The organism is Polyangiaceae bacterium, assembly GCA_016715885.1.
Classification (GTDB): Bacteria; Myxococcota_A; Polyangia; order Polyangiales; family Polyangiaceae; genus Polyangium.
Window position 1 is genome coordinate 1 of the sequence record JADJXL010000006.1, and the last position, 14,280, is coordinate 14,280.

General features: G+C 56.7%; 16 protein-coding genes and 1 pseudogene. 11 read left to right on the plus strand and 6 right to left on the minus strand.

The genetic code is table 11. The annotated features are described in order from the left end of the window. Nucleotides 1-284 precede the first annotated feature (284 nt). The 4 genes from IPM54_10170 to IPM54_10185 all read left to right on the plus strand — a co-directional run bounded on the left by IPM54_10170 (nucleotide 285) and on the right by IPM54_10185 (nucleotide 2,748). Nucleotides 285-596 (plus strand): hypothetical protein, encoded by a 312-nt coding sequence (locus IPM54_10170; GenBank protein ID MBK9260188.1) that lies wholly within the window; start codon nucleotides 285-287, stop codon nucleotides 594-596. Between the two features lie 1,048 nt (nucleotides 597-1,644). Next, nucleotides 1,645-1,914 (plus strand): hypothetical protein, encoded by a 270-nt coding sequence (locus IPM54_10175; GenBank protein MBK9260189.1) that lies wholly within the window; start codon nucleotides 1,645-1,647, stop codon nucleotides 1,912-1,914. Nucleotides 1,915-2,049: 135 nt separating this feature from the next. After that, entirely contained in the window at nucleotides 2,050-2,199 is a 150-nt protein-coding gene (locus IPM54_10180) for a hypothetical protein (GenBank protein MBK9260190.1), read from the plus strand. A 234-nt stretch (nucleotides 2,200-2,433) separates the two neighbouring features. Beyond that, complete coding sequence (locus IPM54_10185; GenBank protein MBK9260191.1) at nucleotides 2,434-2,748, plus strand: hypothetical protein; 315 nt, start codon at nucleotides 2,434-2,436, stop codon at nucleotides 2,746-2,748. 66 nt (nucleotides 2,749-2,814) lie between these two features. Here the strand turns inward: IPM54_10185 and IPM54_10190 are convergent, their stop codons facing one another. Then, complete coding sequence (locus tag IPM54_10190; GenBank protein MBK9260192.1) at nucleotides 2,815-3,009, minus strand: hypothetical protein; 195 nt, start codon at nucleotides 3,007-3,009, stop codon at nucleotides 2,815-2,817. Nucleotides 3,010-3,080: 71 nt separating this feature from the next. Here IPM54_10190 and IPM54_10195 point away from each other — a divergent pair. From IPM54_10195 to IPM54_10225, 7 genes and pseudogenes are all read left to right on the plus strand, one after another. Further along, nucleotides 3,081-3,605, plus strand: a pseudogene (locus IPM54_10195) (hypothetical protein). 449 nt (nucleotides 3,606-4,054) lie between these two features. After that, nucleotides 4,055-4,285, plus strand: a complete 231-nt coding sequence (locus IPM54_10200) for a hypothetical protein (GenBank protein ID MBK9260193.1) — start codon at nucleotides 4,055-4,057, stop codon at nucleotides 4,283-4,285. Next, complete coding sequence (locus IPM54_10205) at nucleotides 4,282-5,001, plus strand: RHS repeat-associated core domain-containing protein (GenBank protein ID MBK9260194.1); 720 nt, start codon at nucleotides 4,282-4,284, stop codon at nucleotides 4,999-5,001. Before IPM54_10200 ends, IPM54_10205 begins: the two co-directional genes overlap by 4 nt. 640 nt (nucleotides 5,002-5,641) lie before the next feature. Continuing rightward, nucleotides 5,642-5,806 (plus strand): hypothetical protein, encoded by a 165-nt coding sequence (locus IPM54_10210; GenBank protein ID MBK9260195.1) that lies wholly within the window; start codon nucleotides 5,642-5,644, stop codon nucleotides 5,804-5,806. Between the two features lie 1,027 nt (nucleotides 5,807-6,833). Next, the gene (locus tag IPM54_10215) at nucleotides 6,834-7,256 is read left to right on the plus strand and encodes a hypothetical protein (protein MBK9260196.1); all 423 of its coding nucleotides are present in this window, start codon (nucleotides 6,834-6,836) and stop codon (nucleotides 7,254-7,256) included. A 138-nt stretch (nucleotides 7,257-7,394) separates the two neighbouring features. Beyond that, nucleotides 7,395-7,658, plus strand: coding sequence for a hypothetical protein (locus IPM54_10220; GenBank protein MBK9260197.1), 264 nt, complete (start codon nucleotides 7,395-7,397; stop codon nucleotides 7,656-7,658). Nucleotides 7,659-7,939: 281 nt separating this feature from the next. After that, on the plus strand, nucleotides 7,940-8,428 hold the full coding sequence (locus IPM54_10225; protein ID MBK9260198.1) for a hypothetical protein: 489 nt from the start codon (nucleotides 7,940-7,942) through the stop codon (nucleotides 8,426-8,428). 153 nt (nucleotides 8,429-8,581) lie between these two features. Here the strand turns inward: IPM54_10225 and IPM54_10230 are convergent, their stop codons facing one another. From IPM54_10230 to IPM54_10250, 5 genes are all read right to left on the minus strand, one after another. Next, complete coding sequence (locus IPM54_10230) at nucleotides 8,582-9,931, minus strand: ParA family protein (GenBank protein ID MBK9260199.1); 1,350 nt, start codon at nucleotides 9,929-9,931, stop codon at nucleotides 8,582-8,584. A 165-nt stretch (nucleotides 9,932-10,096) separates the two neighbouring features. Beyond that, a complete protein-coding gene (locus tag IPM54_10235) occupies nucleotides 10,097-10,648 on the minus strand; it encodes a hypothetical protein (GenBank protein ID MBK9260200.1) in 552 nt (183 codons plus the stop codon). Nucleotides 10,649-10,940: 292 nt separating this feature from the next. Further along, entirely contained in the window at nucleotides 10,941-11,939 is a 999-nt protein-coding gene (locus tag IPM54_10240; protein MBK9260201.1) for a trypsin-like peptidase domain-containing protein, read from the minus strand. A 959-nt stretch (nucleotides 11,940-12,898) separates the two neighbouring features. Next, nucleotides 12,899-13,840, minus strand: coding sequence for a hypothetical protein (locus IPM54_10245; GenBank protein ID MBK9260202.1), 942 nt, complete (start codon nucleotides 13,838-13,840; stop codon nucleotides 12,899-12,901). 49 nt (nucleotides 13,841-13,889) lie between these two features. Continuing rightward, a complete protein-coding gene (locus tag IPM54_10250) occupies nucleotides 13,890-14,276 on the minus strand; it encodes a hypothetical protein (GenBank protein MBK9260203.1) in 387 nt (128 codons plus the stop codon). Nucleotides 14,277-14,280 lie beyond the last annotated feature (4 nt).

Below are 14,280 nucleotides of genomic sequence, written 5' to 3' on the forward strand. Positions count from 1 at the left end.
CTGGCATGGCGTTCCAAAGCAGTTTGCGCCTCGAGGAAGTACAAACGCGCGTCGATGACGGTTTCGTGCGTCGGTACGAATTCACCTACGAGCAAAGCGAAACCACGGGCCACACGAGGTTCGTTTCGGCGCAAGAATGCGGCGCAGATGGCGCATGCACACCAGAAATACGCCTTCCAATACGCAAATGTACGTGCTGGATCTGAGCACGTCGCGACGACGATAGCGGCGCCCATCGCTACTTGCGAGCTACATGCTCGCGGACGTCAATGGCGACGGGCTGGATGACCTGCTCTCACGCCGGATACGACGGCATTCTCGACGCCGACGAATCCCATCACGGAATGGCGCATCGCGCGAAATCAAGGCAATCAGTTCGCCGCGCCGAAAGTGGCCTTTCGTGCAGGAATGCATCCTTCGTGCAAGATGCGCAAGGTCCATCGGATCCCGCACCGTTCCAGCCGGAGCTCGGGGTCGCTGTCGACTACAACCAAGACGGGCGAATGGATGTATTGCTTTCATTGACGTTTATGGAACCGAAACAACCATATCGTGCTGCTATCGAAAGCAGACGGCAATATTCGGAAGAGGTTTGACACGCAAATCCAGCGCCCATTTCTCTCGGACGTGCACCAAAACAGCTACGTGGGTCGGGTGGATCCGTATCTCGCAGACGTCGATGGCGACGGCGTCGGGGACCTATTTTCCTGCGAAGATCACGGCAGTTCGCCCGGAAGTGGGACTAAGCCAGTCCGCGTGGACGCTCCATCTTTGGCGGCCGGGTGGATTCGAGGGCAAAACGGAGTGTCCATCGACGCTTTCGCGGGGTTCAGTTGTGGCGTCGAGCTGCGCACGGTCGACGTGAATCGAACGGCAAGATCGACCTCGTTTTGCCGATGATCTGCATCGGAGGCACTCCAGCGACACAGACGACGACGTACAGCGCGCTCGAAAGGAACGCGGATTGCACGTGGAAAGCGTGGACACGAAATTGCGCATTCTCCACGCCCCGGATGCGCCATTTTTTCGCCGACGTCAACGCGGATGGTTTGCCCGATGCGATTGCATCCGGAGTATCGGACGGTCGTTTGCGCACGTGGATAATATGGATAGTTGCTTTTTGCAGAAAAACCCGCCTGACAGCTTGAAATGGGACGGGCTTTTCCGCAAGACACATACTTTCACCTCGCGACGCCGCTCGATTGGGATGGCGACGGTCCGCACTGACCTCCTGATGGCCATGAGCCCCAGAACTGCCGAAATGGTACATCTTTCAGCGACGAGCGGAACCAATACCTTCGAGCGAATTTGATGCAGGAATCCTGTTCCGGAAGCGCAGCTTCATGGCGGCGGTCACGCTGGCCGACCTCGCGGCCTCGTGTCGGTGACGTCAACGGTGACGGCGCGGCGGACGTCGTCGTGCTGTTCAACGGGAACGAGCTCCAGGTTTTTCAGAACAAGGCGTCCGATCCTGACGCTCGTTTTCGTTCTCCGATGGCCTGAATGACCATGATCCTGAGGATCCGAGCTTCATTCCGAACGTGTCGTGTCGTACGGCCATCTGACGGACGAATCCATCACGAATGGCGCGGGGGGGAATGGGAGTGGAGATGCACGGAAATCACGGCAATCGGACGAACATCCATGACGACATGGGTTCAACATCACATTGGCGAACGAGTATCAGGTGGCGTGCGTCGATTCGGCGTGAAGTATCGTGACGGCCGATATGATCGCCGTGGTCATGGTTTCCTTGGGTTTGGCGCTCGAATCGTCACGGATCTCGACACGAACGCAGGAACCGCGACGTTTTACGATAACGTGACGGCCGTCAAAGTCGGTGGCTGCGAGGTCTACCTGTTTGCAAATCAAGTGCATCGACAATGGCGCTGGGCTCCAGCGTTGCCGCAATGAATCCAAGCAAAACCGCGCCGAGCTTTCAGACGGCTGATATGGATGTCGACGTCGTGCCGACGAACAACGCGCAGACGTATTTCACGCTCGGCACTACGGGCATTTCGCTCGCGCCGCTTGCAGGGGACATTTTCCGTGGGCACGTCGTTCGAAACGTGGTCGCCGGCGTCGCGGCAAATCGAAAATGCGACGATGCTGTGGGACACGACCGTCGATGTCGCGGACTTCCGACGCATTCGGCAACGTGCTTGGCGTGAAGGGTATCCAATATTGGCGTTGACCTGAGCTACGAGATAACCCTGCATCGTCAATGACACCGCGCGGGCGGATTCTCGGGGCAAGTGCAAGAGCAGACGGAGTGCAGCAAAGCGGGCGTCGATGAACGGTGCCGCTTGTATACGTACACCACGAACGAGTTTGGCGAAGTCGAATCGAGCCGACGAGCGATAAAAGCATACCCGGCACGAAGCCTACACCGTCGAGTACGACAAACGCGACGAGTACGGCAACGTCGAGCACTTGACTGCGAAAGATGAATTCGGCCACGTGCGCGGCACGACGACGGTTTTCGACGAGGAAGGCGCGTGTTTCCGTCAAGGTGATCAACGCGCTCGAGCACGAAACTGCGCTGTCGACTATGACCGGCGATTCGGCGTATTGAGAAAAGAAACCGACCCGAACAAGCTGGTCACGGAATGGCAATATGACAGCCTTGGTCGTGAGACACTCGAAATGCGCCCTGATGGGTCGCAAACGACGACGACTTACGCGCGAGAAAGCGGCCGGAGTACGGCGGTTGTCGCAACGAATCACCACCACGGGCGGCGCCGATGACGAGCTTGTGTTCGATAGCCTTGGCCGACCCATTCGCACGTTTTCCCATGGCCCGACACCCGCGAGTCAAAGGGGAACACACCGCGGCGCATGCAGGTTTTCGGGTACGATCGGCCGAGCGGCAAAACGGCAAAACGCTCGATATTGGCCGCAGAAGGAACGCCGGACGATCAACTGCGGTTCGAGCGCCTTGAATTCGACTCCATCGGGCGCGAAACTCGGCACACGACGCCGCGGAATGCGACGACCACGACGACGCATGACGGGTTTGTCATCGACTCGGCGGATCTGACGATTACGCCACCCCGGCACAACCTCACGGAGCTCGACGGTTCGGGCGACCTGTCACGATCACCGACGCCAAGCAGGGCGTCACCAGCTACACCTACGGCCCGTTCAACACGCTGCGCACGGCCACGGATCCAGGCGGTGCGACGACGACGTGGACGCTCGATGCGCCCGGACGGTCGCGGAAGATAGAGGATCCCGACCGAGGACGACCGTGCTCGAGAACGATGTCTGGCGAGCTGGTCACCTCGACGGATGGGCTCGGCCGCGTCGTGAAGTTCGACGTTGACGAGCGCCGGCCGCGTCGAAACGCGCACGGACAAGCTTGGGGCGCAGCATCGACGACGACGTGGAAATGGGACACCGCGGCGCATGGCATTGGGCGATTGGAGACGGTGACGAGTCCAGATGCCATTCAATCGTTTTCGTACACGGCAAAGGGTCAGCCCGAAGCGAATGGTGAGACCGTCGATGGAGGCCTATTTGCCGCGCGTCAAACGTACGACGACGTCGGTCGCGTGAAGTCCATGGCGTACCCGCAGCCGCTCGGGAGGAACCGTTCGGCGTAATGTACGAGCACGACGAACATGGATTCCGTTGTAAGCGTACGCGAGAAAAACACAGGAAGCCTTCTGGACGCTCGAGGAAGTCGACGATGCCGGTCGAATCCAAAAGAACGATTCGGCAATGACGTCGAGACAACGCGAACGTATGATACCGACAAACAAACCCTCAAGGGTATCTCGACGACCCACGGCTCAAAGGACATCCAAAAGCTCTCGTATGCTTGGGATCAACGGCTCAACTTGAAGAGCCGCACGGATGCCCTTCAGCCGCAAACCAAGACGGAGCGGTTTCGGTACGACGCACTCGATCGCGTAACGTGCGCGTACTTTGGCGCGGTCGAGAGCCCGCTCGAGCCAAACATGGCGTCGTACGACTACGCATTGAATGGCAATTTAACGTTCACCCGGACGCGGGCACGTTGTTGTATAAGGACGCGAAGCATCCGCATGCCGTGGCGAACGAAAACAGCCCCAATGGCCCCAAGTACGGCTATGATGACGTTGGAAACCAAATCACGCGTCGGGCGGCATTTTTCGTGACGTACACGCCCTTCGATTTGCCGAAAACGATTACCAAAGGCGGAAAACGACTTCTTTCGGGTACGACGGAGACCAAAGGCGCATACGCAAAACGACGCCGACCGCGGAAACGCTCTACTTCGGCGACATGTTCGAGCAAGTGACGAGTTCTGCTGGCGTCGTCGAACGTCGCTATTACGTGCATTCACCGGAACGGGCGATCGCCGTGGTAACGCGAGGTGGTGCAGAGCCAGGAACGCGGTTTTTCCATGCCGACCATTTGGGCTCGATCGACGTCATCACGAAAGAAGACGGCACGATTGCGGAGCGGCGAAGCCACGATGCCTACGGGCAACGGCGAAATCCAGAATGGGGCAAGCCCTTCGGGAGCTTCACGAGCCGCACGACGCGCGGCTTCACGGGACACGAGGAAGACGAGGATTTAGGCCTCGTGAACATGAAAGGGAGGATCATGGATCCGCGTCTCGGGCGATTCACGACGACGGATCCGGTCATTGCGGACATTTGGAACGGGCAGACGCTCAACAGATACTCGTACGTCAATGGGAATCCGCTTGCATTCATCGATCCTACGGGTTTTTCGCCGCAGGAAGCGGAGCTGCCGGGCAAATGGGAAACCCATCTTTTGCCACCTGTGCACATTGGCCCAGAGAAAGATTCGTTCACCTATGGCGTTGAAATCAAAAAGCCAGGCGAATCGCCAAAGGATGCTGCCGAAGTGGGCGCCTACGTGCCTCCCATCGACGTGAGCACGACGGGAAATGGTGGCGAGGGTTTGCCGTACGAACCGACGCTACCCGAGCCGAAAAAGGGCAGTTTTCTCGACGGGGTGGGTGCGGGTTTGGGCGATTTTTGTTGATGATTTTTGGTCGCTCATTCCACTGACGCCATCGTGGTCGCGAAACACGGTCGACACGGTCGATCACATGATCACCGCCTACCAGCAGGGCGACGTCATTGATGCGTTCAACGTGATCAACCTCTGATGCCCGTGGCAAACATCTCGCTTGCCGTGGACAATGGCGACTGGTACACGGTCGGTCAGCAGGCAGTCGGCGTAGGGGTTGTGATACTCAGTATCGTCATCGCGAAGAAGGCGCCTGGTTTGAAAAAGGGCCAAAAACGACGAGAGAGGCCGCCAAGGGTAACAACTCCAGTGGGTGAGCTGCGTGCGGCCGGGTTTCAGAGATGCTCACCACGTGATCCAGGATGCCGCGGTGAAAAATCTGCCCGGCTACAATACGAATCCGGCGCCAGGAGTTCGGCTCGATGGTCCTGCACGTGTTCGTGGCACTCCACACACCCGACGAGGCCCGTGCAGCGTCAGGCCGGGGTGGAACCCACGCCGCAGAGCGAAGGATCGGCTACAAGGCGCTGCGTAAAGCTGGGATGTCCCCAGGGGAGGCGCGGCAGGCCATCCAAGAGGCGGATGGTTACTTCAGGAGTATTGGCGTGGAACCGTCTACACCCACAACAATTCCAGGCGATAGGAGATGACGATGAGCGCGAAAATTGAGGGCACAATGCGTGATATTATGAATCTGTTTGTCCGCAAGGACTACGTAGCCCTCGAAAAATTGAGCAATGGCGTACGACTCAAAGCATCCGAAATCGAAGAGGGCATTACCGAATATGGAAGGACCTCTTGTAGTTCCGCCCCGTAGCTATCTCCAAAATGTCGACGTTATCCTAATACGTGCATCCGTTCCACAGGAATACTCGATCCGATTTAATTTTTACACCATTGAGGAGGGTGAATCTGATCTGCAATTGCAGGCAACGTTAATCGACGATCCAACGACAGAACAGATGCGAGTAGAGATAGACGATATCCTTGTCCCATAACGCATGAAACCATGAGCAAAGAAACCTTGCGGTTGTCTGCTCGCACTATGCCGCACAGCGGGGCGAGAACAGCGCATTTGGGAACAACATCCAGAGGCAGATTTGAATCGAAAACAGCCCATAAGTCCCAAGAACCCACGGCGAGAAAAATACCTTCGGGCGGGCGATAGGCTATAAAGAGCAAAATGAAACGTCGATCCAAAGTCAATTACTCGAAGGGTACGGTTTTTCTGGTTCCGTTGCGCGGCGGGGGTTTTGCAAGGGGAGTCGTTGCGAGATTTGACGGCAAAGGGCTCGTGTTCGGATATTTCTTCGGACCCAAGTTGAATTCGCCAGAGGACGCAACGACACGCGGACTCGACCCGCGTCAGGCCGTGTACATTACCAAGTTCGGAGATCCCTCCGCTAAGAAATGGTGACTGGCCCCAGCTAGGCCAGGTCGAAAACTGGAATGACGATGAATGGCCAATGCCCCGTTGATTCGGGTCGATGAGTTTGCAGGCAGAGCCTTCTTTGTCGCATTACGATGATCGTACATTCGACTGCATTGACGAAGAGGAAGTCTCGCCTGCACTCGTAGCTCGATACCCATACGACGGAACCGACGGCGATCATGCGGCCGAGATCCGACTTTCGGAAGCTCCTGAATCAGTGAAAAGTGACAGTGGGGCTCGCTGAGAAAACGGAAAAAATCGTACGCTGGGCGCGTTAATGCGCTCGTAGCGGCCTGAATTTGCCAACTCCAAGTTTGTCGCCGAGGCCGGCGCCCAGAGGTCGAGCGGGGAGCGGATTTCGTTTAACAAAACGACTTGCATGCGCGTCCGAGTTTCGTTAAACGAAAACGGGATGGCACGTCCTTCCAGGGCTGAGGCACCTTCGACACGGATCATCGGCTTTCGTCTCACCGAAGAGGAGGAGAGTCGCCTTGATGGTTTCGTCGTGCAGTTCGGCCACAAAGACCGGTCGGCGTTGCTTCGCTCGTGGCTCGCGCAAAGGGCGCCGGATCCGAACGCCATCCGGTTCACGGAAGACGAAGAACGTCGGCTCGACGAGCTCGTTGCCGAGCAGGGGCACGCAGATCGAACCGCACTGCTTCGGTCGTGGCTCGACCAAAGGAAACCCAACCTGGAAGCCATTCTCACGCGCTGTGCATCCGAGGCGGCCGCGTTGTTTTGTTTGTGCTCGATGAAGCGAAACGGCGCGAATACCGAATATCTTGGAACGCGTATGGATTCAGGGTCAATGACAAGAATATTGCATGGAGCATGAGCTGCTCGGAACCGATTTATTCGGATCGATTTTCATCGACGCCGAATCCATCCGGAACAACGAATTGGCAACGGGATTGTGGGATTGGTACGGAGCGGACGGGCTTGTCGGTCAATTACCGAATCGAACGTCAATCGTGTGCGTGAACGAATCGCGCGAATCTTCGATTCGAGGATCGCCAAGACGCCGCAAAACAAGCAAACCGACGATATGCGGCACGTCTACGAAGCGCTTCGAGCAAAGCAAGATGCGCGCAATGGGCTGATTTACGTGCCTTCAGTCGTGCGTGCGGTTGAAGATCTGGTGCCGCTCGAGCGCGTGCATACGCTCCTTCGGGAGCTCGACGAACGCGGCGTGCCCGAAGCTGCGCCCCAACGCAGGACGGAAGCCTCTGCCGGATGAGGATGCCGCCCTCTGTCCACCGGGGCCGCGGAAGACGGTGTTTGCGTATGCGAGGTGGAAGGGTGACGGTTTCGTTAAACGAAACGGATAGACGTTCGCCCAGTCACCTTGGTAGGCCCGTCGAAAACCTTCGCTTGTGATTCGATGAATCGCGGTATCGATACCGGAAGCCCTCTCAGGCGAAGAGTACAAAATGAAAATATTTTTCCCGCAGAAACACCGGTGTTCGGGCGATCGAACCCCGCCCGTAGGAGTACACGCTCAGTAACAACATCGAGTTGGTGGCATCATCCGCGCATGTCGGAAGCGAATTCCGAGCTCCGGAGGAAGAACGCGATCAGTTCCGTGCGGGTGGTGATTTATCGCTTGCAAGCGCAGCGCTGCTCGAGGCCGCCGACTACCCTCCGAGTGTGCAAGGCGGCGTCGCCGACCTTCCACAGAAGGATCTGCATGGCGCCCAAGACAGGGTGAAGGAGGTTTCGATGTATCGTTCGAGTCCCGAATACATGCTTGGTTATTCGCACGGCGTGATGCTCACGCTGGCGCTCGTGATGATGATGTTCATGGCCTTGCTTCTGGCTATGAGCGATGGGGTGGGCCCAACCATCCCGTTTCCGCCGCACGTCCTTTGCGCCTGCGCATCGCCACGGAAATGCAGGTGCAACACTTCACGATTCGTCCTTCCGCGGCGACGCCCAACCGGCTCGATGCGAGGAGACAATGGCCTGCAAGGTTCCGCCGATGGGCATGGCATGCCCTTCACTGGCTGACACCGTGGCTTGGTCGTGAGGCAATCAGGCTACTTCAAGCCGAATCTCAAGCAGTGGAATGAAAATTTCCCTGCTGGGAGCTGCATGTTCGCAGTCGAAAAAAAGAGCCCGACCCTGTGGGACGTGGGGTCGGGCTCTGGACGTTTGGATTTCTCAATGCCTCCACAACGGCGGCACAACCTTCAGTTGCAGCTTGTGACCCTGGTGCTGTTCCGCAAAATGTCGCCATGTCTGACAGCGTCTCCGGGTTTTTTTGGCATAAAACTCGTCGAAATTCTCGATGTCGAAAATCGCATCCAGAGCCTTTCGTTCGTCCCGCTGAGCATCCGCCATACACTTTCGAACTGCTCGAACGTGATTCTCACGCGTAACCGGCAGTGCACGTCTCGCATAGGATGACGAAACTTGGCGTTTTCGCCAAGAATTCAATGGCCTCCTCATCAGAGGGCATCGGCAGCTTTTTTGCGCCGGCGTTTCATGTCGACCGCTTCGCCTCGATCCGAGCCCTTCGGCTTCCAAGCAGCGCAGGACGAACTCGCGGAAGCTTGGAAAGCCCTTCTCTTTCGCTTTGTCGGTGAGGGCGTCAGCTTCGGCCTCGGGGAGCTCGATGATGACGCGTTTTTGACCGCGCATCGGCGGAATGGGCGTCGATGAAACCTTCGCGCGGTGCTGCTGCTTGTTGACGATGAAGAGCACATACGCCTTCATCGTGTCGAACGGAATGCACCGCTCGACGAGCTGCCGATGAATTGCTGGCGAAATATCCACGACCAAACGCTTTACATTTGCCGCGACTCGCTCGACGTGCGCGGTCGTCTGGATCGGTTTTACCGGGACAAATGTATCGAAGGAGAGGTCTTTTCTTGCCCATGTCATTTTACGCCCCGCCAAAGCCAAAGCCTCATCGCACAATGCACGAACGGGAGTCCTCGCCTCTTTCGCAAGCGGCGTCCATGTCCCCATGAGCGCCTCGACGTAAGCTGTGCGCTGCGGCAGCGCCGTCTCGAAAACGCGGGCGCCATCGACTTGCGTTGCCAGCTTGTTGAGCGTCTCGACGAGCAAACGGCTCACGACGGATCGGGGCATCGTTCGATTCGCCACGAGCAGAGCCGGCAGCGGCGACGTTCGGCGCTTATTTGCTTCGCGCAAGGTCTCGACGAGCAGCCCCGTAGCGGCATAGTCGAGCGGGCCGGGCATGACGGGGACCAAAGCCACGTCGGAGGCAATCGCGGCCGCGATGCATTGGTCACCATATCGGGGCGGACAATCGAGGACGTTCATGTCGACGTCGGAGCGTTCCGTTTTTTTCGGACGAATCTTCTCGACGCGTTCGACCATCAGGTTCGACTTCGACCAACTCTGCCACGCCATGGCGCTGTTCTGAGGATCACAATCCGAGAGGAGCACTCGATGCCCACGTTGCGCGAGTTCGTTTGCGAGCAAGATCGATAGCGTGGTCTTCCCTACGCCGCCTTTGAAGTTCATCACCGCGATGGTCAACATGCGCGCGACCCTAGCATGCGGACAGATGTACATGCAAGAGGGAAGGCGGTGCTAGACCAGAAGATTGGGTGCGGTGGGTTGTGGACAGATGTACACGAAGCCGTCGCCCACGTCATCAATGCGTTTGGCGCTTCATGGCGAAAGCACCATCGTGCGTGGCGCTGCCTACCGTTTTGATTTTGCCCACCTTGGGGGGAACTTGGCCTGTTGAGGACCTCGCTCGCGGCGCGCCAGCGAGTCGAATGCGTTTTTCCAGCGCAATTGTTCGGCCTCGATGTAAGCCTTGGCGTAGCCAAGTACATGACCCGTTCGTTCAAGTCCCGCCATGACCACCCGGAAGTCGTTGGCCCAATCTCCTGGATAAGACTTTGGGCCATGCTCCAAACGAGCGCGAAAGACGTCGTCAAGAAAGCGCAAAAGACTGTCAAAATTGCTGCGGATTCGTTCGTTTCCGTTTGCTTCCGCCACCCTTGTCAACATGTCCACGTTGAGTGTCGCCCGCTTCAGTGCAGCTCGACGCGCTTGGGGCATGCCGCCGATGAGGGCTCCGGACTCACGAGTCCGCGACTCGGTTTCGAGCTTGCGGAGCTCCTTCAATACAGTTCTTCGAATGGATAGTTCTGCGCCGTCACCACCATCCAGAAACCTATCGCCAAACTTGGTACGGACTGCTGCTGCGTCTGGATAACGCCCCTGTTTTGCCTCCTCTTGAAGCATCCATTCCGCTACATCTCGTGCCGATGTCGGATCCAACTCCCTATAGGAATGGCGTGACGCCTTCTTATACAATTGGAATGCTCCTGAAGTCTGAAGCTCATTGTACCATACGTCGGAGGACCACTCTGGTTTTTCGGACGGCCTCCCCTACATGCGCGCGACCCTAGCATGCGGACAGATGTACATGCAATGGCGAAGTTGCGGCTAGAATACGGCTGACATGGTGCGATTGTGCGTGGACAGATGTCCGCAAGTGGCAGCACCTCGTCGCAAAGCCATTGGCCGCACACCTCTACCACGTCATCTTTCCGCCAATTCCACAAGGACTTCCTTTTGCATCCTTCGATCGCTCGATCAGCGTTCGAAGCTTCTGCACAGGAACTGCATAGTTCATCGACGTTGCCGTTACCTTCCAGTCTGCCACTCCGATAACCTCGCCTCCGGTAAGCAACACTGGACCGCCACTGTTACCAGGCTCGATGCGTGCATCGACGCCGTAATACTCTTTCTCATCTGGACCAATTGCACGACTGGTCACGCTGCCTTGAGTCACAGACCAGAATTCGCTATAGGTTCCCTTGCCAGGATGTCCAATTACGAAAATTCGTGTTGTTTGTGGAATGCTGTCAGTGGATGAAAGTCGCAAATACTCGGTACCTTGTTTTGCTATTTTTATTACCGCGAGATCGTTCTCTTTGTCCTCGGCAAGACAAAGCACTTGCTCGAACTTTGACGTGTCCAGTAATTTTACCGCGATCCGGTGATCCAAACCGTCATCAACTTGCCGAATAACGTGATGTGCCGTCGCGATCAACCCGTCAGCGGAGACGAAAAAGCCCGTGCCTTGCGAAGTTTTGCCCTCAATGTGAATGATGTCGTTTCCCTTGAATGCATACGATTCAATGAGCACAACAGCTGATTTCCACCGTGCAATCAACTCCCCACTTGGGGCTAGGGTCTCGAGCCCGCGACCGCTCGTGGGAGGAGGCTGAGCGATATCAGAATTAGAGGGAGGAACTGCGGTACCATTAGAGTCTCGCCGCACAAAATAAAATGCAGCCAGTCCAGTGAGTACCAATGCTGCGACTAGCAAAGGCAGCAGCAATCGCTGCCCTGCCGACTGCGGTGCAGACGCACCAGTTGTTTGCTTGCTCAGAGGCGACGTGATCGGTGTAGACGGTGCAGGTTGCAAGACCGCTCCCTGCGAAACAATGCGTGGCGTTTCAGTCTCAACGTTCTGGGTCAATGGTGGCTGAGCTGGTGGGCTTGGTAGAGGTGTATTGGTAGTCATCCATGAAGGCTTCGCAGTCCCCGCGGCCGAAGCAGGATTCGCTGCTGGGGCAGGTGCTGGGGTCGGCGATTGCGTGGTGGAAACGGATGCAGGCGCTGATATCCCGGACGCTGCCGCAGAAGCCAGCGCAAATGGCGTGCCACAGGACGAGCACTGTCGCGCAGTGCCTGGACTGTCATGCTTGCATTTCGGGCACGTGATTGTTCCCCACATTGGCGCTCAACCTCCATCTATGCGAAGCAGATCCCTGTGCATGAACCCGCGTTCGCTACCACAGCAGGGGCAGGTAACTTCTCGATACTTGTTGCCATTGTTATATTCCAAAATGCCGACGATATCCCCTGACTTACGCCTGCATTCCGTCTCCGAAAATGGCGTCTCATCTCCGCGACGAACAATGCACTTGTGATTCAGGGCACGCTCACAGTGCTGTACCGTTGCTCGCGCCCTCGCACATACGAATTCCACACAAAGAAGACCATCACGACAATCACTATCTTCGTTGCACCCACCCCGCAGTAGCGCTCTCGGCCGCTCTAAGGGACGTGGCGCTGGCGCGTCGTCAGGAACCAATGCCGGTGCTACAAGCAAGTCGTCAGGAACCAATGCCGGTGGCGTTGGCACCTCAGCGGGAGTCGATGAAGTCGGGCCATCAACCGACGATGCCGATGGCGCCATGTCGTCAACCGTTGGCGCCACATGGGGTGTCGAAGATGGGCTTGAAAATGCCGGGGTTGGTGATGAACAGATCCTATTAGAACACCTTAACCCTTCAATGCATTGATTAGATGCATCGCACGCCTCGCCCTCTAACAAAGTCAAAGAAGCGGGCACACATCGTGCCCCATCGCAAATTAGCTTGTCACCACATTGGGTATTTTGGCTGCATGTTCCGCCCCTTGCGCGACGTTGTTCGGGGGAAGTTGTTGATTTGTTTGATAACAACGAGCTACAAGCCTTCAATAGGAAGGCAGAAATCCGATAACTACTAAAATGACGGCAACCCTCGAGAAAATGCTCCGGCGTTGAGATAATGCTCCTCCTGGGGGAGTGCTTGTAAGCGTCTGCGACTGCGTATTAGATGTTGCTGACGTCGCGGTCGGCGTTGGCGGCGGGGTGAGCCACGGCGGTACCGGTTGCTGACCCGATTGGGCAGCACCTGGCCGTGGCGGCAGCGGTTGCTGACCCGATTGGGCAGCACCTGGCCGTGGCGGTAACGGTTGCGGCTGTTGAAGCCAAGGTGGAAGTGGTGCCGCATGTGCCTTCGCGCTCGTTGACGATCCCATGAAGGTTGCAACCGAAGTGGAAGCACTCGAAACTGTAGCGGTTGGCCCCACAGCGATTGGTGGTGGGGTTGGAGTAGTTGATGTCGGTCTATGAAGAAACCAGTCGTTCTTGTTAAACGTCTGCACCGGTTGCGCCGGCGCGATAATTTCGTCGAGAGGCTTTGCTTTATTGGGTGCTCCGCGACAGGCGCCAACAAGAGCATCGGAAAGTTGCTTAAAATCTTGCCCTAGTTTGCTGAGATAATCGAAAAATGCCGTCGCTTTTTTACCAAGTTCGAAGTCCTTCGGATCAAAAAGAATGCCGTCTCGTCCTGCGCAATTGCGATAGTCCCAAAGCCCTGGGTCGCGGGCGAATGCAAGAATGGTCGTGTAAATCGCCACGCCGGAGAAAGCGTCGATGTCCATGGTCTTTGTTTTAATCGCGTCAGCTCGCATTGGATGTTGGAAAGCTGGGTGGCCAGCATTAGCCTCCGGTTTCCCTACGAGATTTGGCACAACCACGGTATCATAATCAATCAAACGCAACGTCGGTCCTCCAGAGTCATCATTAACAAGAACGTTCTCGTGTTGGAGATCGCCGTGTGCAATGTGGTTTGCTCGCAGATCGGACAGCATGCGGCGCCACGCCTCAGCAAGGGCAACGAGTCGATGTGGATCGCGAAGGTTATTTTTCGATGAAAGTCTTCAAGGGAGCACCACGCACCCACTCGAGCTGCACAATCGGATACTCACGCCCTTCTACACGAATACCCTGTTTATGAAATGCGAAATGCGCAAAATATGATAACTTATTTTGCTGGAGGTACGCACTCACCTCGGCATATTGAGTCGCGGCATCTCCGATATCCATTGTGAAACATTTAACCGCATAATCTTTGCCCCCAGAATTCACTCGAAAAACGGACGCAAATCCGCCATTCCACGTCTTTGGCATTCCGAGAGGAGGCCCGCGCTCCGCCACACCCGCCTTGAGTTCAGGGACGAGAAAAGCCTTGGCTCCGTGCATCACGGCGTCCTGATACTTTGCGCGCGTCGGAAAGACCTGTGTCATTGCG

Bases quoted from the DNA above. Each gene is read 5' to 3' on its own strand.
- IPM54_10210 (MBK9260195.1), top strand. From the start codon at position 5,642: ATGAGCGCGAAAATTGAGGGCACAATGCGTGATATTATGAATCTGTTT.
- IPM54_10170 (MBK9260188.1), top strand. From the start codon at position 285: ATGACCTGCTCTCACGCCGGATACGACGGCATTCTCGACGCCGACGAA.
- IPM54_10250 (MBK9260203.1), bottom strand. From the start codon at position 14,276: ATGACACAGGTCTTTCCGACGCGCGCAAAGTATCAGGACGCCGTGATG.
- IPM54_10215 (MBK9260196.1), top strand. From the start codon at position 6,834: ATGGCACGTCCTTCCAGGGCTGAGGCACCTTCGACACGGATCATCGGC.
- IPM54_10175 (MBK9260189.1), top strand. From the start codon at position 1,645: ATGACGACATGGGTTCAACATCACATTGGCGAACGAGTATCAGGTGGC.
- IPM54_10230 (MBK9260199.1), bottom strand. From the start codon at position 9,931: ATGTTGACCATCGCGGTGATGAACTTCAAAGGCGGCGTAGGGAAGACC.
- IPM54_10240 (MBK9260201.1), bottom strand. From the start codon at position 11,939: ATGACTACCAATACACCTCTACCAAGCCCACCAGCTCAGCCACCATTG.
- IPM54_10190 (MBK9260192.1), bottom strand. From the start codon at position 3,009: ATGCGTCGTCGTGGTCGTCGCATTCCGCGGCGTCGTGTGCCGAGTTTC.
- IPM54_10245 (MBK9260202.1), bottom strand. From the start codon at position 13,840: ATGCTGTCCGATCTGCGAGCAAACCACATTGCACACGGCGATCTCCAA.
- IPM54_10235 (MBK9260200.1), bottom strand. From the start codon at position 10,648: ATGCTTCAAGAGGAGGCAAAACAGGGGCGTTATCCAGACGCAGCAGCA.